Origin of the sequence: Parapedobacter pyrenivorans, assembly GCF_014636865.1 — a bacterium.
Lineage (GTDB): Bacteria > Bacteroidota > Bacteroidia > Sphingobacteriales > Sphingobacteriaceae > Parapedobacter > Parapedobacter pyrenivorans.
The window spans coordinates 128,896-147,262 of the sequence record NZ_BMER01000003.1 but is presented as its reverse complement, the minus strand read 5'-3'; the positions used below and the strand labels follow the sequence as shown (position 1 = coordinate 147,262).

Annotated in this window: 20 protein-coding genes, 1 tRNA gene and 1 pseudogene; 7 read left to right on the top strand and 15 right to left on the bottom strand. The window is 49.1% G+C overall.

Annotation, left to right across the window (positions count from 1 at the left end):
• Window positions 1-23 precede the first annotated feature (23 nt).
• From IEV98_RS15460 to IEV98_RS15450, 3 genes are read right to left on the bottom strand one after another with little or no spacing between them, the layout of a single operon-like run.
• The gene (locus tag IEV98_RS15460; RefSeq protein WP_188506929.1) at window positions 24-1,208 is read right to left on the bottom strand and encodes a class I SAM-dependent methyltransferase; all 1,185 of its coding nucleotides are present in this window, start codon (window positions 1,206-1,208) and stop codon (window positions 24-26) included.
• Window positions 1,205-2,419, bottom strand: coding sequence for a polysaccharide pyruvyl transferase family protein (locus IEV98_RS15455; protein ID WP_188506928.1), 1,215 nt, complete (start codon window positions 2,417-2,419; stop codon window positions 1,205-1,207). Before IEV98_RS15455 ends, IEV98_RS15460 begins: the two co-directional genes overlap by 4 nt.
• A gap of 53 nt (window positions 2,420-2,472) precedes the next feature.
• Window positions 2,473-3,660 (bottom strand): cysteine desulfurase family protein, encoded by a 1,188-nt coding sequence (locus IEV98_RS15450; protein ID WP_188506927.1) that lies wholly within the window; start codon window positions 3,658-3,660, stop codon window positions 2,473-2,475.
• Window positions 3,661-3,732: 72 nt separating this feature from the next.
• Between IEV98_RS15450 and IEV98_RS15445 the strand changes: the two genes are divergently transcribed.
• From IEV98_RS15445 to IEV98_RS15425, 5 genes are all read left to right on the top strand, one after another.
• Complete coding sequence (locus IEV98_RS15445; RefSeq protein ID WP_188506926.1) at window positions 3,733-4,155, top strand: OsmC family protein; 423 nt, start codon at window positions 3,733-3,735, stop codon at window positions 4,153-4,155.
• 69 nt (window positions 4,156-4,224) lie between these two features.
• A tRNA-Thr gene (locus IEV98_RS15440) sits at window positions 4,225-4,297 on the top strand.
• A 218-nt stretch (window positions 4,298-4,515) separates the two neighbouring features.
• The gene (locus tag IEV98_RS15435) at window positions 4,516-5,883 is read left to right on the top strand and encodes a sensor histidine kinase (RefSeq protein ID WP_188506925.1); all 1,368 of its coding nucleotides are present in this window, start codon (window positions 4,516-4,518) and stop codon (window positions 5,881-5,883) included.
• Window positions 5,884-5,890: 7 nt separating this feature from the next.
• The gene (locus tag IEV98_RS15430) at window positions 5,891-6,274 is read left to right on the top strand and encodes a response regulator (RefSeq protein ID WP_188506924.1); all 384 of its coding nucleotides are present in this window, start codon (window positions 5,891-5,893) and stop codon (window positions 6,272-6,274) included.
• On the top strand, window positions 6,267-7,310 hold the full coding sequence (locus IEV98_RS15425) for an adenylate/guanylate cyclase domain-containing protein (protein WP_188506923.1): 1,044 nt from the start codon (window positions 6,267-6,269) through the stop codon (window positions 7,308-7,310). The genes IEV98_RS15430 and IEV98_RS15425 overlap by 8 nt, the downstream gene beginning before the upstream one ends.
• An 18-nt stretch (window positions 7,311-7,328) precedes the next feature.
• Here the strand turns inward: IEV98_RS15425 and IEV98_RS15420 are convergent, their stop codons facing one another.
• From IEV98_RS15420 to IEV98_RS15370, 11 genes and pseudogenes are all read right to left on the bottom strand, one after another.
• Window positions 7,329-8,201: a YitT family protein gene (locus tag IEV98_RS15420; protein ID WP_188506922.1), complete on the bottom strand. Its 873-nt coding sequence runs from the start codon at window positions 8,199-8,201 to the stop codon at window positions 7,329-7,331.
• A gap of 19 nt (window positions 8,202-8,220) precedes the next feature.
• Window positions 8,221-8,790: an HD domain-containing protein gene (locus tag IEV98_RS15415; protein WP_188506921.1), complete on the bottom strand. Its 570-nt coding sequence runs from the start codon at window positions 8,788-8,790 to the stop codon at window positions 8,221-8,223.
• Between the two features lie 27 nt (window positions 8,791-8,817).
• Window positions 8,818-11,220 (bottom strand): gliding motility-associated ABC transporter substrate-binding protein GldG, encoded by a 2,403-nt coding sequence (gene gldG, locus IEV98_RS15410; RefSeq protein ID WP_188506920.1) that lies wholly within the window; start codon window positions 11,218-11,220, stop codon window positions 8,818-8,820.
• Window positions 11,221-11,333: 113 nt separating this feature from the next.
• On the bottom strand, window positions 11,334-11,909 hold the full coding sequence (locus IEV98_RS15405; protein WP_188506919.1) for a hypothetical protein: 576 nt from the start codon (window positions 11,907-11,909) through the stop codon (window positions 11,334-11,336).
• A 105-nt stretch (window positions 11,910-12,014) separates the two neighbouring features.
• On the bottom strand, window positions 12,015-12,728 hold the full coding sequence (locus tag IEV98_RS15400) for an ATP-binding cassette domain-containing protein (protein ID WP_188506918.1): 714 nt from the start codon (window positions 12,726-12,728) through the stop codon (window positions 12,015-12,017).
• Between the two features lie 7 nt (window positions 12,729-12,735).
• On the bottom strand, window positions 12,736-13,680 hold the full coding sequence (locus IEV98_RS15395; RefSeq protein WP_188506917.1) for a glycerophosphodiester phosphodiesterase family protein: 945 nt from the start codon (window positions 13,678-13,680) through the stop codon (window positions 12,736-12,738).
• Between the two features lie 70 nt (window positions 13,681-13,750).
• Window positions 13,751-14,263 carry a shikimate kinase gene (locus tag IEV98_RS15390; protein WP_188506916.1) on the bottom strand — a complete coding sequence of 171 codons (513 nt, stop codon included), beginning with the start codon at window positions 14,261-14,263 and terminating at the stop codon, window positions 13,751-13,753.
• On the bottom strand, window positions 14,256-15,449 hold the full coding sequence (locus IEV98_RS15385) for a BT_3928 family protein (protein ID WP_188506915.1): 1,194 nt from the start codon (window positions 15,447-15,449) through the stop codon (window positions 14,256-14,258). Before IEV98_RS15385 ends, IEV98_RS15390 begins: the two co-directional genes overlap by 8 nt.
• Window positions 15,450-15,462: 13 nt before the next feature.
• Complete coding sequence (locus tag IEV98_RS15380) at window positions 15,463-16,011, bottom strand: DUF1599 domain-containing protein (RefSeq protein WP_188506914.1); 549 nt, start codon at window positions 16,009-16,011, stop codon at window positions 15,463-15,465.
• Between the two features lie 109 nt (window positions 16,012-16,120).
• Window positions 16,121-16,429, bottom strand: a pseudogene (locus IEV98_RS24740) (DUF5615 family PIN-like protein); the annotation flags it as partial.
• 28 nt (window positions 16,430-16,457) lie between these two features.
• Window positions 16,458-16,685, bottom strand: coding sequence for a DUF433 domain-containing protein (locus IEV98_RS15370; RefSeq protein WP_188506912.1), 228 nt, complete (start codon window positions 16,683-16,685; stop codon window positions 16,458-16,460).
• Window positions 16,686-16,795: 110 nt separating this feature from the next.
• Between IEV98_RS15370 and IEV98_RS15365 the strand changes: the two genes are divergently transcribed.
• On the top strand, window positions 16,796-17,584 hold the full coding sequence (locus tag IEV98_RS15365; RefSeq protein ID WP_188506911.1) for a HipA family kinase: 789 nt from the start codon (window positions 16,796-16,798) through the stop codon (window positions 17,582-17,584).
• Window positions 17,562-17,942 (top strand): DUF3037 domain-containing protein, encoded by a 381-nt coding sequence (locus IEV98_RS15360; protein WP_188506910.1) that lies wholly within the window; start codon window positions 17,562-17,564, stop codon window positions 17,940-17,942. The genes IEV98_RS15365 and IEV98_RS15360 overlap by 23 nt, the downstream gene beginning before the upstream one ends.
• 10 nt (window positions 17,943-17,952) lie before the next feature.
• On the opposite strand, the gene IEV98_RS15355 is transcribed toward IEV98_RS15360, so the two are convergent.
• Complete coding sequence (locus IEV98_RS15355) at window positions 17,953-18,348, bottom strand: c-type cytochrome (protein ID WP_188506909.1); 396 nt, start codon at window positions 18,346-18,348, stop codon at window positions 17,953-17,955.
• Window positions 18,349-18,367 lie beyond the last annotated feature (19 nt).

Here is an 18,367-nt window from a genome sequence, read left to right as displayed (position 1 = left end):
GTCGCCCCAAGAGCAAGCAACGGTTAGCATTTTGATGCAAAGATGACCAACAGCGCCTCGTCGGTACCCGTACAGAAAAATAAATGGCAATTTTCATCTTCACGGATCCGGTGCTGCTTGCGCAATGCATCGGCCTTCAGTGGGAAATTCCGCGTGCTAACGTTACCTTGAGCGCTTACGTGGTTTTTTTTGAAGTCGGCGTAACGCATTACTTCCGTGATCTGGAACGTCTTGCCAATAAAATTGTCGCGCCGCACCGTGGACGTATAGAGATGCGTATGGCGATGAAGCTTTTTCAGTCCGTAGTGTTGGCCGATGAGTTTGAATGCTCCGGATTTGAGCAGTGCTGCATCCGGTTCATATAGGTAGCCCGCAGGATATCCAAAATCAGCCACGGCATCCTTTTCTTCCGATGTCCTGAAAACGAAGCGTGCTGCAGTATTCCCTTTTTTCAGCGCTGTAGCGATGATCAATGGGGTTTCTATACATTCCCGATCGAGGACAAACAACAATTCCTTGCACTCATTGGCCATGCTGACGATATGTACTTCGCTTACCCGTTGCAACACGAGCAAAGCGGAAGCGATATCGAGCAAAGGAGCGGATTTGATAACGACCCGTTTTGCCTTTTGAAGCAACCGGTATTGTTCGCCAACGACATCGGGTACGCAATCTTCAAGGCGGAAAACTTTGCGTTGTGCCACACGTCGTGACGGGTCGATGTAGACGATATCGAACGCATCGTCTGGATACCCTTGCAAATACACCAGACCGTCTGACGTGACGAAGTCAATGTTTTGCGCACCTAAAGTGATCGCATTGTGCTGAGCAATCGTTGAAAGTTCAGTGTTTTTTTCACAGTGAATCACGGTCTTGGCCCGCTCTGCAAAAAAGAAGGTATCGACGCCGAATCCGCCGGTAAGATCGATCATCCGGATCCCTTTCGGAACGAGGTTGCATTTGTGGGTGGCCGTGGCCTGCGATGAGGCTTGTTCCACAGCGAGTTTTTCCGGGTAATAAATGCCAGGCGTATCGTGCCACAACGGAAGCTTTTTTCGGCATCGTTGCCGGGAATCCAATTGTTGTGCCAGTTCAGCCGCAGATACGGTGGCAAAAGGGCTTTTCCGGAGCGCCACTTGCACCGGTTCGGCCAGTTCATGTTCCAGCAGGTAATGCTGTACTTCCGGTGTGAGGATATGTGGGTTCATGATGGTATCGACTGTAGGAAAACCACTTGCTGGATGTACGAAAAGGATTCCTCAGCAGCCCTCAGTTGGTTTTCCCGCGATCGGTTAAGCGCAGCTCGGTCGGCTTTCATCGCCCGGTCAACTCCGTCAGCGATGCCATCAAGCGGTACCGTATGGTTTATCCCTGCTACGCCCCACGTTTGCAGGTAACTATTGAGTTTGGGTACCGTAATCCCCACATAGGGCACTGCATAGCTCATGGCGGTAATGGCTCCGTGCAGACTGGTACCCACATATACACCGGCATTGGCGATGAGGTACATGATGTCCCAGATGCTCACGTCATTAAATACGGTGGGTGGATACTTTATCAACGGGGCGATACGCTGTAGCGCCAGGTGGTCGTCGTGATTGAGCGCTTTACCGATTGGGCAAAAGCACAAGTCCATGCCCGAATGGGCAGTGACCCTGTCGAGTTGCGCCGCAAGAAGTGCCTCATTTGTTTTAGCATGATTGTCTTTAATCTGAAAAAACACATAGGCTCCGCGCTTTGCAGCAACAAATTCAGCAACCGGCGAAGAAACCTGTTCCGCCAGCAGGGTAATCGGATAAAACTTGGACATTAGAATCGCCGAATCCGGATACAGTTGTGTATCGATACCCTGTTTGGCGAGGTTGGCCTGTGTGGCCTTGTCGCGTACCGCGAAATAGTCCACTTGGCGTAATTGGTTATTGAGCTTTGGAAACTGGTCGAAAATGGCTGGATCGAGTTCGGAACCACCGAGCGAATTGAAAATAATCCGGTTGACACCACCAAAATCCGACTTCGTGAAGACAAAAGGCAGGTCTGTTTTGCCATGCAATATCCATCTGGCAACTACATTCAGATTAAATACCTTATTGATGCGATGATGGAAACGATGGGTCTTTTTGAATGGTTTATTCAATGCCAGCAATAGGGAGCTCCAAGTGACGGCTACAGCCTCACCGCCGGCAATAATCACACTGGTATGCCCTGTGCTGTCGTTGCAAGCCCGATAAAATGCCCGTATGTCTTCGGTCGGCTTGCCGCCCAATGCACTAAGGTCGCTGTCGACGATACCGAAATAGGTTGCTTCGAAAGGATGTTCGTATGTTTTCAATTGCGCTTCGATGACGAGTGGGAACAGCAAATCGCCGTAATTGAAACGATCGAATGCGCCGATGATCAAAATATTGTTTTTAGTAGCCAATCTATGAAATGTTTGTGGAGGGTTCAACAAGATTCATACCTAAAGTACATTCGTCAATCAACCATACCCGATAGATGTAGCTGCCAGATGGGGGAAGAGGCCCTCAGTTGCTCTACAGCTGACGTAACCTGCACGATGGCAGACCGGATATCCATTGCGGTGTTGAATCTTCCTAGGCTGAAGCGCAGCGAGGCATGCGCATCGGCATCCGAATGCCCCATGGCAACCAATACATGGGAAGGATCACGTGTGCCACTGACGCAGGCAGAGCCTGAAGCCAATGCAATATCGGGCATTTTGACCATGATCTGGTCAGCCCGGAGATGCTTAAAGGTCATGTTGCTTACACTAGGAAGCCGCGGTGCTCCCAATCCGTTTACCATCGTGGCCGGTAGTTTCGATAGTGCAGCTTCTAGTTCATCGCGCAAGGTGGTGAGCTGCAATGCTTCTTCGGAAAGACTTTGCCGGGCAATTTCGGCGGCCTTTCCGAACCCGACGATGGCCGGCACATTCAACGTACCTGCGCGGAGTTTGTTTTCCTGACCGCCACCGTGCAGTAGCGCCCCAGTTTGTATACGTTTGTTCCTTCTCCGAACATACAGTGCACCGATACCCTTTGGCCCATAAAGCTTATGTGCACTTAAGCAGAGCAGATCGGGGCCATCTGCTCCTGAAGTCACCGCAACCTTACCCGCCGCTTGGGTAGCATCGCAAAAAAACAATACATCATGATTATTGGCAATCGCTGCGATGTGCCCCACCGGATGGAGGACGCCGGTTTCATTGTTGGCATGCATCAATGCGATCAATACGGTGTCCGCGCGAATGGTCGATTCCAGTAGCCCCAGGTCGATGCAACCGTCTTCCGTTACTGGTAGATAGGTGACTTCTGCGCCCCTTTTTTCCAAATAAGCAAAGGTGTCCAATGTCGCTTTGTGCTCGGTGCTACACGTAATAAAATGTTTGCCTTTTGCTGCGTAGTGCTCGAACACCCCCTTTATCGCCATATTGATAGCCTCCGTGGCGCCGGAAGTGAACGTGATTTCCTTGGGTGATGCGCCAATGAGCGTGGCTACCTGTTCCCGGGCTGCATCTACTGCAGCCGCCGCCAGTCGGCCTGCGCGATGTGTTAGGCTGGAAGCATTGGCAAAATTAACAGTGAAATAAGGCATCATCGCTTCCAACACCCGGGGATCAAGTGGGGTGGTTGCGTTATTGTCAAGGTATATCAGCCTTTCCATGTTGCGAATTTATAAACAATTTCAGCGTAACGGGTGTTTTCTGAGTAACTTTACATCACAATCACGAATGATATGAAATTTTCAAGAAAAGCGAGTGCCCATTGGCAAGGCACCGGAAAGGACGGTAGCGGCACCGTCAGTACGCAAAGTAACGTGTTGGATAAGACCCAATATTCCTACAAGACACGTTTTGAGGATGGCGTGGGTACCAATCCGGAAGAACTGATTGGCGCAGCACACGCGGGTTGCTTTACCATGCAGCTTAGCTTTTTGCTGAGCGAAAAAGGTTATGAACCCACCGATCTCCATACCGATGCGAAGGTGACTTTTGAAGATGGGAGCATTACCTCCGTACAGCTAGACCTGAAGGGAACGGTACCGGGCATTTCCGAGTCGGAGTTTAAGGAAATTGCCGGAAAGGCCAAGGAAATCTGTCCCATCTCCAAATTACTGGATACCACGATTGAGTTGGCAGTAAGCTTGGAAGGCCAATAGAATTGTCATCGGCAATCTTGCAAATAAAACCAAGTTTAGCTAAGTTTGCACCGGTGTAAATCCGCCGTTGCCGACGTAGCTCAGCTGGTAGAGCAACGCATTCGTAATGCGTAGGTCGTAGGTTCGAATCCCATCGTCGGCTCACCATCAAAAAAGCCGCAGACCCATGGTCTGTGGCTTTTTTGATGGATTGACGTTTGGCTTAATTGTCCCGTCCTATCGGCAACTTATTCTGATTTGGTATAGGTATATCAACCGTGCCACCTCTTTTAATAAATTAGCGATTTTTAGCTTTTACATCCGGCAAATTGTTTGTAAAGTCAAATTTGCCTATGTTTGAATCCCAAATCCGATGGCTACATGTTGATAGAACCTCTCTTTGCACTTATCCTTGTCAACTATCTCGGGAAGAAAGTAGACCCCTCGCATGTGGATTACGACATTCGCCGGTATATAGTCATCGGGCGGTACCTGGCCATTGCCCTGCTCATATTGGATGTCGTTGCCGATTCGTTGGCTATTAACATGGCCATCAGGGCTTGTGTATTTGTCTTGCTGTGGCTGATATACTCCCGTGCGGAGCTGCGGGTAGCCAAAAGCTTGATGTTTTCCATGATTCCCTATTTTTTGCTTTCGCTGGTAAGCGATGTGGTGGAATTGGTCAGTGCGGATTTCTACGATACCTACGAATATGTGTTTGAAAGCGCAAATCTATTCGGGTTGCTGTGGTTTGGCGCCATGTGGTTCGTTAATCGCAGCCAACGGCGGGCCTTGGAAAGCGAACGTGCGAAAAGGGAAGCCGAAGAGACGCGCAGTCGTATCATGGCCGAGATGAAGGTCAACTTGGAGGCTGAGGTAGCCCAGCGTACGGCCGAATTAAGGCAGCAAAAAGAAGCACTGGAGGAGACGTTGGCGGAGCTTACACGCACGCAGGCGCAGCTGATCCAATCCGAAAAAATGGCTTCATTGGGAGAACTCACAGCAGGAATCGCTCACGAGATTCAAAATCCATTGAATTTTGTTAATAATTTTGCGGAAGTCAGCATCGAGTTGCTCGATGAATTGAAAACGGGCCCCTTGGCCCACCTTTCGCCGGACACTGCCGAAGACGCGAACGACATCATCGGCGACCTGACCCAAAATCTGGAGAAGATTAATTTGCATGGCAAACGTGCTGACGGCATCGTAAAGAGTATGCTGCAACACTCAAGGATTAGTGCAGGTAAGAAAGATGAGACCGATATCAATGCGTTGGCCGATGAATACCTGCGTTTGAGCTATCATGGACTGCGCGCCAAAGACAAGGCGTTCAATGCATCGATGGAAACTGATTTTGCCGTGGACCTGCATCGGATAGCTGTAGTGCCGCAGGATCTTGGGCGAGTGTTGCTCAATTTATTCAACAATGCGTTTTATGCGGTTAGCGAAAAGAAAAAAGACGCTCCAGCCGGTTATATCCCTCGGGTGACCGTTGCCACGCGAAACGTACAACGGGCGGATGGTGGTGCAGCTGTCGAAATCACCGTGCGTGACAATGGTACCGGTATCCCACAAACCATCTTGGATAAGATCTATCAACCCTTCTTTACGACGAAACCCACGGGGCAGGGTACCGGCCTGGGTTTGTCGATGAGTTATGACATCATCCATAAAGCCCATGGTGGCGAAATACGGATAGACACGGTGGAAGGCGAATATACGGTATTTACCATCACCATACCAGCATAGCAGAACCATGAACATATTAGTAGTAGACGACGAATCAGATATTCAACCGCTCTTCCGGCAGCGGTTCCGCAAGGAAATCAAAAATGGAGATGTGGTACTGGATTTTGCCTTATCGGGCGAAGAGGCGGTTCGCTACTTAGCCTCCGGCGAATCAGAGGTGGTACTCATTCTATCCGACGTGAACATGCCCGGGATGAGTGGATTGGAGCTGCTTCGCCACATCCGGGAGTCGCACGGTACCGCACCGCCGTTCGTAATGATGATTACGGCATATGGCGACGAAACCAACTATCAGCAATCTATGCGGCTCGGTGCCAATGATTTTTTGACGAAACCGCTCGATTTCACGTTGCTGAAAGAGAAACTAAAAGACTTGGATACACATGGCTAAACTACTGGTTGTAGACGATGAAGCTGACCTGGAAATCCTCATCCGTCAGAAATTCCGCAAAAAGATCCGGGAGAAAGTCTATTCATTTGTGTTTGCACGCGATGGGAATGAGGCGTTGGCGCTATTGAAAGAGCAAGATGATATCGATGTTATCCTCACCGATATCAACATGCCGGGCATGGACGGACTTACGCTGCTCACCAAATTGCCGGAAGCCAATCCGGTCATCAAAGCGGTGATGGTATCCGCCTACGGCGACATGGATAACATCCGGACAGCTATGAACCGGGGCGCCTTTGACTTTGTTTTCAAGCCGGTCAATTTCGACGATTTGGATACCACCATCGAAAAGACACTCCAGCATGTCGATCAATTGAAGGATACATTACGGGCTATCAAGGAAAACAATATCCTGAAAATGTATGTAGACGAGCATGTGCTCAATTTCATGACGCATCAAGAGTTTGAAAAAAGCTTGACGGACAACGAAACTATTGAAGGGAGTGTGGTATTTTTGGATATCTGTGGATTTACGGCAATTACCGAGCATGCAGGAGCCGACAGTGTGGTGAAAATGCTCAACACACTTTTTGATGTCATTGTAAAGGAAATGATCAACCAACAGGGCCATATCGATAAGTTTATGGGCGATGCGGTGATGGCGGTATTCAGAGGGGACTATCACGTGGACCGCGCCATCGATGCAGCATTAGCTGCTCGGGACCGTATCGCCGGCATGCCGCCAGTCGATTTAGCGGGGGATGAATTCAGGCCCATGGTATCCATCGGCGTGAATTCGGGCGAAATGATTTCGGGTAATATCGGGTCAGCATCCTTGAAGCGGTTGGATTACACCGTGATTGGTGACACCGTGAATGTTGCCCAGCGACTGCAGGGAGCCGCCAAGCCCGGCCAAATTCTTGTTGCGGAGCACGTTTATCAACAGGCCAAGCAATCTTTTAGTTTTAACGAACTTGGCGCCGTGTCGCTGAAAAACAAGGCCAAGCCTGTTTTGATTTACGAGGTAATCGAATAAGTTAAATTTTCGGCTGGTTTAGTGCTCCCGTGCCCGTTTTTTAAGGACGCCACCGGCTACCTCCTTGATGGTGTTGGTATAGACAAACGCTTGCGGGTCGATTTCCCTAACCATCGCTTTGAGCCGCCTAACTTCGAACCGCGTCACTACCGTGAAGACGATGTCGACCGGATGGCTGACATCGAAACTTTCCTTGAGGAATCCGCGTTCACCCTTGTATAACGTAATGCCCTTGCCCATATCATTGACCAACCGCTCTTTGATGATATCGCTCTTCGATGAGATGATGTTTACGGCGGTGTATTCTTCCAGCCCCTCAATGACAAAGCTGATGGTCCGGGAAGCGGTATAGTACGTCAAAATCGAATACAGCGCTGTGGGCAAACCCAAGTGGATGGCAGCGATCAGAAAAATAATGATGTTAATGCCGAGGATGATTTCGCTGATGGTAAAACTGCTTCGCCGGAGGGTATACAATGCGAGCACCTCAATGCCGTCCAATGCACAGCCACCGCGCATGGCAAGGCCCACGCCCAATCCCATAAAAACGCCTCCAAATATGGATACGAGCAATTTATCGGATGTAATGGGTGGGTAGGGGACATATAGCAGGCAAATTCCCAGTAAGATCACACAACCCAGTGTTTTCCAGGCAAATTTGGTGTTTACCTGAAATGCGCCCATGATGATCAATGGCAGGTTGGCCAGTACAATGACATAAGCAATATTCACCCCATATATCTCGTGCACCAGGAGGGCAATGCCCGTCATCCCCCCATCAAAGAAATGGTTGGGGATTAAAAATCCTTTGAGGGCAAATCCGCAACACAATATCCCGCAGATGACATAAATCACATCGCGAGCTATGGCCCGCCATTGGCTATCCTTCATGGTCACTTTTTATAAACAATTATGCAATTAGTAATTTGTAGTTTTCTTCTTTTTTTTTGCCCCTTAGCCTTTTAGCTGTCGCCGTGAAGTAATGGTGATTGGCTAGGAAAGCGCGCTGCAAGGCGTCATAGGCATCTTTAGACGCTACGGTTCCCAGATTGCGCATTTCTTCGTAAAGCAACGCGCTGCGGCGAAAGAAATCATCCCGGCCAAGGTAGTCCAGATCGGCATCACAGATAATCTCTTCAAGGTGTTGTAGCGGTTGCTGGGGTACTGCCGTGGCCATGATGAGTTTGCAAACCAGCTGTATGTCGGCTTCCGTATAGCCAAATCCCGGCAATACTTCTTGTGCGATGGTGCACGACGAGACTTCATGTCCCTTGGCATTGATCAGGAATCCTGCATCATGAAAGAGCGCGGCTGTAAGCAGCAACTGCAGCGATTCGCCCGTGACGCCCTCCTGCTGCGCGATTTGCAGCGTTGCCGAATAGACATCCCTGGTGTGAAATTCATCGTGATAGGTCAGATCGGGCGAAAGCTCTTCTTTCAATCGATTCAAAATGTATTGTTCTGCCAAATCGAGTTGCATGTCCGATTTTTATCGGTTGCTAATATATTAATTTATTCGATATTTACGTTTCCGGATTTCGTATTGCACGAGTCCGAACAATAGCAGCAACAGTGGTGGAAGCACCACATTTACGAGCTGCCAGTAAAGTCGTTCTTCTTTTATTTTTGCCTGGTTTAACATCCGGAGTTTGATTTCTTTCTCCCGCAGGGAAATGATGTCGGTATCGTCGGTTAGGTAATCCACGGCATTGAGCAGGAATGATTCGTTGCCGTACCGCTGTTCGGTATACCGATCCCATCCCAGCGGGTAGGGCGATCCATCGGAAGGGTTGACCTGGCTTTTAAACACATCGCCGTCTGCTATGGCGAGCATTCTGGCATGTTTTCCCCGATCGGGCACCATGGTGGAAGGCATTATTCCAGCTGGTACAGGCCTATTGAGAAAAGCCGAAGTGAAGTTGCCTTCCAGCAGCGCGGCCACGGGATGGCGTTGATCTTTAAACTGTTCGGGATCAGGTATTTCGGCTGCTAACTGCAGGGAGATGGTCGCTGGCGGATTGAGCAGTCTTGAAAACGGCGACGATTGGAGGACGATAGCCTTGTGTACACCGGGTACAGCAATCGTATCCAGTGTGCCGGCAAATTCACTCCGTATACCATTCAGATTTTTGAGTATGGGATGGGGTGTGGTCGGTATAAAGACGGGATAAAAAAGCCAGGGGGTGAGTTCAATCTGCCCTGGATTGCCGGCCTTACCTGCCGTCAGTGGGATTTGCGCACAATTCATATCGGCGATAAGGTCGTAGTTGAACCGGATGCCGTACGTAAACAGTAAGTCATCGAGGTTGAGTTGCCGTGCGACCGCCGTGTGTTGTCCGGAAGTGCGGAGGCTATCCAGATCGGCATCCAATTGGTCGATGGCCCAGAGTACGCTGCCGCCATTCAGTACGAAATGGTTGATTTTGAATTTCTCCAATTCATTGAATGCGCTTGTGGGTTTAGCGATGATGAGCGCTTTTAATTGGCTGAGCCCCTCCAGTGAGATGCTATCGAGGTTTACAAAGCCTACTTCGTACCCATTCATCAAACTTTGGATAGCGCCGTGAAGTTGGCGGTTGTCCAGTTCACCATGCCCTTCGGTAAAACCAATAAGGGGTCTTCCCCCGGAGGTTATTTTACGGAGTGCTGAGACAAAAGCATACTCCAGGTTCTGAATGGAGTTGTTGAGCGCCAATTCATGCGAAACCCCCATGCTGTTTTGCAAGAGGTTGACTGGCATTTCGTCGTCGCCATAACGGATGAGTGCGGCTGGAAATACCAATTGTTGGTTAAGCCCTGTTTCCGTCCGTATGTTGAGATTCGTTGGTGTGATGCCCAACTCGGCGAGTGCTTCGGCATTGGCTTGCTGCTGTGCAGCATCGCCCGCTAAAGGGTTGATGAAACTGATTGTCAACTTTCCGTTGGAATAGGCATTCAGATCGTTCAAGAGGTCGTTGGTTGCCTTTTTTAATCGTTCGAAGCCCGCCGGTAGCTGGCCATCCAACAATACGGTGATGTGTACCGCTTGGGACAGTTCGCTGACTGTTTGTTTTGTCAATGCGGAAACCGTAAATCGCTTCTCGGTGGTAAAGTCGATCCGGCCGAAATAGACAGAGGCGAGCATATTGACCAATAACGTGCCTATGATGACCGCAGTCGCCTGCAGCACGATTTGTCGCCGTGACTTCCAACTTTTGGTTAAAAGCAGCTGGGTTCCCCATAAAAAACCACATGCAACACTGAGGAAATAGATGAGATCGCGACTGTCCAATACCCCCCGGCTGATTGCTTCGTAATGGGATTGGATGCCAAGAAATGACACTTCGTACGCATACGGCGACAGGAATTGCAATTGGCTTAGCGGGTCAGCCGCATAAAACAAGAGCAAGCAGCCGAAAAGGGCGACAAGAAACGCGATAATTGGGTTATTGCTCCATGCCGATGCGAAAATGCCGATCGCCGTAAATACGGAGCCAAGAAGTAACAAACCAATATAGGAGCCCACGACGGCGCCGGTGTCTACATTACCGATCGGCATCGCCAGCGAATACACCGCATAGTAATAGATCAGTGTTGGCAATAATGCCAACACGACGATAGAAAGGCTGCCAAAGTATTTACCCAGCAGGATTTCCCGTCGGCGGATAGGACGGGTGAGTAACAATTGCCACGTGCCCTCGCTTTTCTCCCCCGCAATGCTCCGCATGGTAATGGCTGGGATGAGGAACAGGAACAAATACGGACTGATTTGAAAGAAACTCTCCATGGAGGCGTAGCCATAGGCAAGGATGCTGGTATCGGGAAATACCCAAAGCAGTAGCCCTGTGGCTAATAGGAATAGGCCGACAGCCAGGTAGCCCGTCAACGCATTGAAATAAGCAGCGATTTCTTTTTTAAAGATGGTGAGCAAATTCTCTTGTATTATGAAGCACCGAAATTAGGAATTAGCGGGCTGTAAAACAAGAAAGCACGAACAATTGACTGTTCGTGCTTTCTTGTTTTACTTGTTTTAAGTTTAAGCGCCTATCGCTGGCCGGGCAGATATACTTGGAAGCCTAAAGCGACTCCCAACCCACTTTGTCCGGTTGATCCCGAGACGGTTGCCTTACTATAATTATAACCCGCTGTAACTTCAAGCGCCACGCTATTGGTGATGAAATGGGCATAACCCACATTAGCGCCTAACGCCAAGGAGGCACCGGAACCCGGTGAACTGCCAGAAATGCCGACATCACCTTGTGCAAAGAAACGGCCACTGGCGCTGGACCCCTCTGGAAAATAATAGCGTACAAATGGTGCAACGCCATAGCCCCACAAGTCATCGGCATCGGGGACGGTTGCCAATGAGCCTATAAGGCTCAAGCCTATAGCTACGCCATCCGAAATAAAATATCCTGCCCGAGGATTTAGCATGATATTGAAATTCTCGCCTTCGAAACTATAACCCAGGCTTCCTAAGCTCCCGCCTACAATCCAATTCCCTTGTTGTACGGGTGTCATGCCTACATTAGCCGAAGTCTGCGGCTTATTGATCTCCTGTGCATTCACGGCGAACGCACCTACCAAAAATAATGCTGAAAATAAAAATACGCGCTTCATGGTTTTTCGTTTAATGTTTGTTATCAACTAAATTAATATAGGGTTAACTATATGGTTAATAAACATAAAACGTGCCATATTGTTTAAAAACAGAACGAAATGCGGTCAGTTGTTTGTAGTAATCCGGATAAATAACGCTTCCAGGCTCTTATCAGGGTACCTCGCGACCAGTTCAACAAGCGGAAAATCAGCGATGATTCGGCCTTGATGAATGATAATTACATCGTCGCATATCGCTTCTACTTCTTGCATGATGTGGGTAGAAAGCAAGACGGTCCTTTCCTGGCCTAGATCCCTGATTAGTGTGCGGATATCATGCAATTGATTAGGATCGAGCCCCGAAGTCGGCTCGTCCAGAATTAATACGTCGGGGTCATGCAGGATGGCCTGTGCCAAACCGACGCGCTGGCGGAACCCTTTGGATAGCTGGTTGATTTTTTTATGTTGCTCGGCAGCAAGTCCGGTCATCGCGATCACTTCGCTTATCCGTGTCTGCCTGTCGGGTATACCATGAATCCCTGCAACGAAGGCCAACGCCTCACGCACATACATATCGTGATAGAGCGGGTTGTCTTCTGGCAAGTAACCGATACGCCTACGAACCGCGAGACTGGCGCGCTGTATATCCAAGCCACATACGGAAATTGTTCCTGAAGAGGGGGGGAGGCTACCCGAAAGGATTTTCATGGTGGTCGACTTCCCGGCACCATTGGGCCCAAGAAAACCGAGTATCCTACCCGGGGCAACATGGAATGAAAGGTCTTTTATCGCCGATTGCCGACCGTAAGATTTTTGAAGATTGGACACCTGAATGGACATAGATTCGTCATTTGATGAACGTGGACGTCAGTTTGTGGGCTTTCCGATAAGCGTTTAGCGCTTTGCCTGCTTCTTGGGGCCTATCCGTTGATAGGATGTCAGCCCCTCGTGCTATCAGACTGGTATACACCGTATCACCGCGCACGGCGGCTTGCTTGTCCAGGTTGCCTGTCGTACCTAATATGCACAGCATACCGTGGCCATGGAGAAATTCGTATATAGCGGGGGATACCTCGCTGGTACCTACAAATGCAACAAGCCGGTTGTCGGGAATGCTGCGGTCACTGAGTCGGACCAGGTCGTCCGGCGAGCGCATGGAAGCCGAGATCATTAAATCCGGAGCCAATTGGTGTACCGCTGCCGCTTGGTCTGCATTGTAAGTAATGACCACGCTGTAGGGCTGAGCTTGATTGCGGCGGATGGCGTCAATGACAGCGGAATAAGGTACACCGCGTTTCACGTCAACGGTAAAGATCACTTTGCCCGCTCCCCATTGCAGGGCCTGATCCAAGGTGGGTATGCGGTATGTGGTGACCTTACCGTCTGGATCCTTCAATCGGAGTTTCTTGAGTGCGGAAAATTCTAATTCGGCTAATTTTCCCGTACCGTTGGTGGTGCGATTGAGCGTCTCGTCGTGCATGAGTACAAGCACGGAATCCTTGGTCATGCGTACGTCGAATTCGATGATGATCGGTTGATGGCGGCTGCTGTTTACGAACGTTTCGAGTGCGTTTTCAGGGAATCCCGGTGCCGGTCCGCCACGATGTGCGCTGACCAGGGGGTAGCGCTTTTCGGTATACGTGAGAAACCGGTATAGTTGATCTACGGAGGATAGTTTTATTTCATTAGCCGCGTATCGGTATTCGCCACCACCAATACCTGAAGGCAAGCAGGAAACCGCAAGTGTTGAAATCAGACCGGATATCAAGAGCGGGATAACGCGCCGAACCATAAAATAGGATGCTTTTGCTAATAAATCAACGGTAAAATCGGTATAAAGATAGCGATTTGTAAGAAAAAATTCAACCGACTAAGTTGACCAAGTCTTCCAATTGCAGGGATAGCTGGTCGACCACGTGTGTAGCCTGTTCATAATGCGGAGTCCTGTCGGCGAGTTTTGACGTGATGTCGTTCAATAGTTCAATGCCCGATAGCCCCTTAAGCGCTGGGCGCGAGGTGATATCGGTTTGCATGAGCCTATTCCACAACGCTTTTGGGGGCAAATAGAGGTAGATGGTTTTTCCGGCTTTATTCATCCATGCCATGTTATCGAAATAGCAGGGTGTGCCGCCACCGGTAGAGACGATGGCCGGTTGTTCCAATGGCAGCTGTTTTAATACGCGGCTTTCCAATTCCCTGAAAGCCGTTTCCCCGTGGCACAAAAAATAGTCTGCAATGGTCATGCCCGCTTCCGTGGTGATTTCGTCATCCAGATCGATAAAGGACCGCTCGGTTTTTTGAGCAAGCTTGCGTCCCCAGGTGGTTTTGCCACTGCCCATGAAGCCAACTAGGAAAATCGGTTTGCGGTTATTCATTTTCGTAAGCCTTTCCAAAATAACGTTTGTCCAAGGAGTCGAAATCAGGCAGCGTATTGTAATGCCACTTGTCGATGACTATACCATTTTGCAGCAATAAGACACCAGGATTGGCGCGCACCATACTTTTTAGCGGTACCGCATCGGCATAAAAGATTTCCGTCAATAAATCGAGTTCATTGCTGATCCGCTCGGCGTCTTGTGTACTTCCTGCGGTAAGTAATATGGCTCGGATGTTGTATGCTTCAGCGGCATTCATCACCAACGCATTGATGCGCTGCAAGGCCTCGCGGTTTGTCTTATCCAGATCCCACGCGACAACCACTAAATTATAATAGGGGTTTTCGATGAGTTGCTGGGTGAAATCATCGCCATTGGCATCGGTAATCAACAAATCCGGAATCGGAATCTGGTAGCCCTTTTTGACCAGCCTGCTCTCCGGCTCGCCGATGATTTCCCATTGTTCATCTTTCCAAAGCTCATCCGAAAGATAGGTCTTGTCGGATACTTTCTTTTGCTCGGCGGATGTTTTATGCTTGAGGGTGTAAATAACTTCATACTGATCGCCGACTTCCCCTTCCGGCAGCGTCATGAGCTTGGGGAGATTATTGCCTTTCTTGTACGGCAGGAAATCGATGAATGGCAAAAAATTGACCGTATAGATACCTATGCCCAACGAAAGGACGATCAATGCGATGGTGATGACCGATTGTGTCGCCACATTGGAGATGACGGGTCGGATTTGCGCTCTATTGACGAAGATCACAAGAATTAGTGCCAATAACACCAAATCTTTGGTAAACGACTGCCAAGGCGTAAGCGGTATGGCGTCACCGAAACATCCGCAGGAGGTAACTACTTCAAAAAAGGCAGAATAGAAGGTAAGAAAGGTGAAAAATAAAATGAGCAGTAGCAAGCCCCATGCAACCATCCGCTTCCAGAAACCGAGCAATAGCAATGCGCCAAGCAAGATTTCCAATCCACAAATAGCTACCGCAATGGTTACCGAATAATCATTGAGAAAATGGGTGCCAAATACATGGAAATATTCTTCCAGCTTATAGCCAAATCCGGTGGGGTCATTTGCCTTGATGAGCCCTGAAAAAATAAATAGCAGGCCGGTAATCAACCTGGAAAATCCCAATAAATAATTGGAGCGTGTTTGGGGATTGTTGGGAGTATGCATCTGTGGTGTGCCGTTAGGATTTGCTGTCAGCGATTCCAAGTTTGATGAGCGCAAAGATGGCGTAGTTGAGCATGTCCTGATAGTTCGCTTTTACGCCTTCGGAAACCATGGTTGCCCCTTGGTTATCCTCGATTTGTTTTACTCGGTAGATTTTCGTCAAAATCAGGTCGGTGAGCGAGGTAAGCCGCATGTCTCGCCACGCTTCACCATAGTCATGGTTTTTGGCAAACATCAGTTCTTTGGTTTCCTGGATCACTTGGTCGTATTTTTGCCCAACGGTCGCAATGGGTAAATTGTCGTCGCCCTGTAATCCCATTTCCAGCTGCATGACGGCAATCACACAGTAATTAACAATCGCTACATATTCTTCGGTAACCCCTTCGCCCACCTTGGATACTTTCTTATCTTCCAGGGTGCGGATACGCTGTGCTTTGATATAGAGTTGGTCTGTAATGGAGGGCAGTCGCATGATGCGCCATGCGGTGCCGTAGTCGGCTGTCTTTTTTGTGAATAATTGTTGGCAATGTTTAACAATGCGGTCGTATTGTGTTGATGTATCCATGTTATTGGCAAACTTAGCTAAAAATAGCGATTTATGCGAATTAAGAGTTCAACGACGTTTTGTATATTATCCGAACGTTTGCCCACGAATGATAGCCAGGCGGATACGGTTAACCTACGATTTTCAGTAGACAGCTTTCAGAATCTGTTGTTCCGAAATCAATAATCTCCTTTTTGTGGGCTAAGACCAGATCCGCAATAAAAGACGTGGTTCGGTTACCACAAACCAAATGAACAACTTTGGGCGGGCATCCATACAACTGTGTGAATTCATCGAAGTCATTATCCTCGGTAAGGATCACATAGTCGTTTCGGTGTGCATGCCGCCAGATTTTGCCGTCGTCGGCCTGGACGGACAACGCCGTTCTGACATGTGCTGAATCCGGGAAATCTGCGGAGAAATGACCAGCCAATTTATAGGATAGGTGTTGTTGTCAATCAGAAATTTCATGCGATTTTAAGCAACCGGGTGTGCTTTTCCGCATCAGACGCATAACTCAGACAAGCCAGGATATCCTCCTTCGTTAATTCTGGGAAATCGTCCAAGACTTCTTCCGTCGACATCCCTGAAGCCAAGTATCCCAGCACATCGTAAACGGTGATTCGCATGCCCCGTATGCATGGCTTGCCGTTTCGTTTTCCAGGTTCAATCGTAATGATATCCTTATAGTCCATAATACACAAATTTACGTAAAAATAGTGATTAATATAAAAAGATTTGCCGATTTGATGATTTGCGCTAATTTTCAAATTTTCAAATTGATACATTTTCAAATTGAATATCTTTGGGCGTGGATAACTCAACAATACGAACGGTACAGGTGACGCGCTACGTGACGCCACTGCGCGAAGGCGGATCGCTGCCGGCCATTGCTGCGGCTGATGACGGCTTTCTGTATGCACTCAAATTCAGGGGGGCAGGTCAGGGAAGCAAAGCATTGATTGCTGAACTACTTGGTGGCGAGATTGCTCGCGCATTGGGCTTAAGGGTTCCGGAAATCGTGTTTGCACAACTTGACGAGGCCTTCGGTCGGACCGAACCGGACGAAGAGATCCAAGATTTATTACGAGCAAGTACCGGTCTCAACCTGGCACTGCACTACCTGTCGGGAGCTTTTACCTTTGATCCGGTGCTCACCAAGCTGGATGCTGAGTTGGCCTCCCAGATTGTGTGGTTGGATTGTTTGTTAACCAATGTAGACCGAACAGCGAGAAACACCAACATGTTGATGTGGCACAAAGAATTGTGGCTCATCGATCATGGCGCGGCACTGTACTTCCATCATTCTTGGGAAAATTGGGAGGAACAGGCTATCAAGCCGTTCATGCAAGTAAAGGACCATGTGTTGCTCCCATGGGCCTCGGCGTTGGAACAGGCCGATGCCCAACTGAAGACCAAGTTGACCGCATCAGTAATCGACCGTATCGTCCAATTGGTGCCGGATGAGTGGTTGACGGAAGGGCAATCACCCGCCGAAGCGCGGACGGTATATCGGCAATTTTTGGAGATGCGCGTTACCGCATCGGAGGGTTTTGTTAAAGCGGCGCAAGATGCGAGAGCGAGAATTATTTGAGTATGCGACCATCCGCGTGGTTCCTAAGGTGGAACGCGAAGAATTCCTAAACGTAGGGGTGGTGTTGTATTGTCGCGGACAGCGCTTTCTGGATATGCGATACACATTAGACGATAGGTTGCGTGTTTTTCCTTCCATCGCTGATATCGATGAGCTGGATGAATACCTTCGGGCTTTCCATTTGATATGTAAGGGTGAACGGGAGGGGGGACCTCTGGCGATGCTACCCTTGGCGGAGCGCTTTCGCTGGCTCACCGCCAAACGGAGCTCCGTTATCCAGACCTCTCCGGTACATCCGGGACTTTGCGAGATGGCGGAGCAAACCCTCGAACGTTTATTCCAGGACTTGGTAAGGTAAGCAACTTATTTTATCGGTTGTCCGCTTCACAGGCTGCCAACGCGGCCTGTATCTCTTCTAGCGAAAAAATGCCCATCGTGTTTCCGAATGAATTTCCGATATAGGTAAGTAGGTAAGCGATTTCTATGGGAGCAAGTGCTGGGTTGGCGGGCATCTCCGTGTCAAACACCTGCCCGTTTACCTCGATGGGACCCGACAAGCCATTTTTGACCATACAGGCAAGCTGCTCCCGATGGGTATTGAGGAACAAGCTGTCCGTCAATGGTGGGTATAATCCGCCCAAACCTTCACCCTTGGTGCCGTGGCAATTCTGGCAATTGGCTACATATAATTTCTGGCCGTTTACCGCGTATTGAGCGGTACGGATGGCTTGTTCATGCTGGCACGAATGGAAAACTAGGTACAACGATAATAGAGCCGCGCAT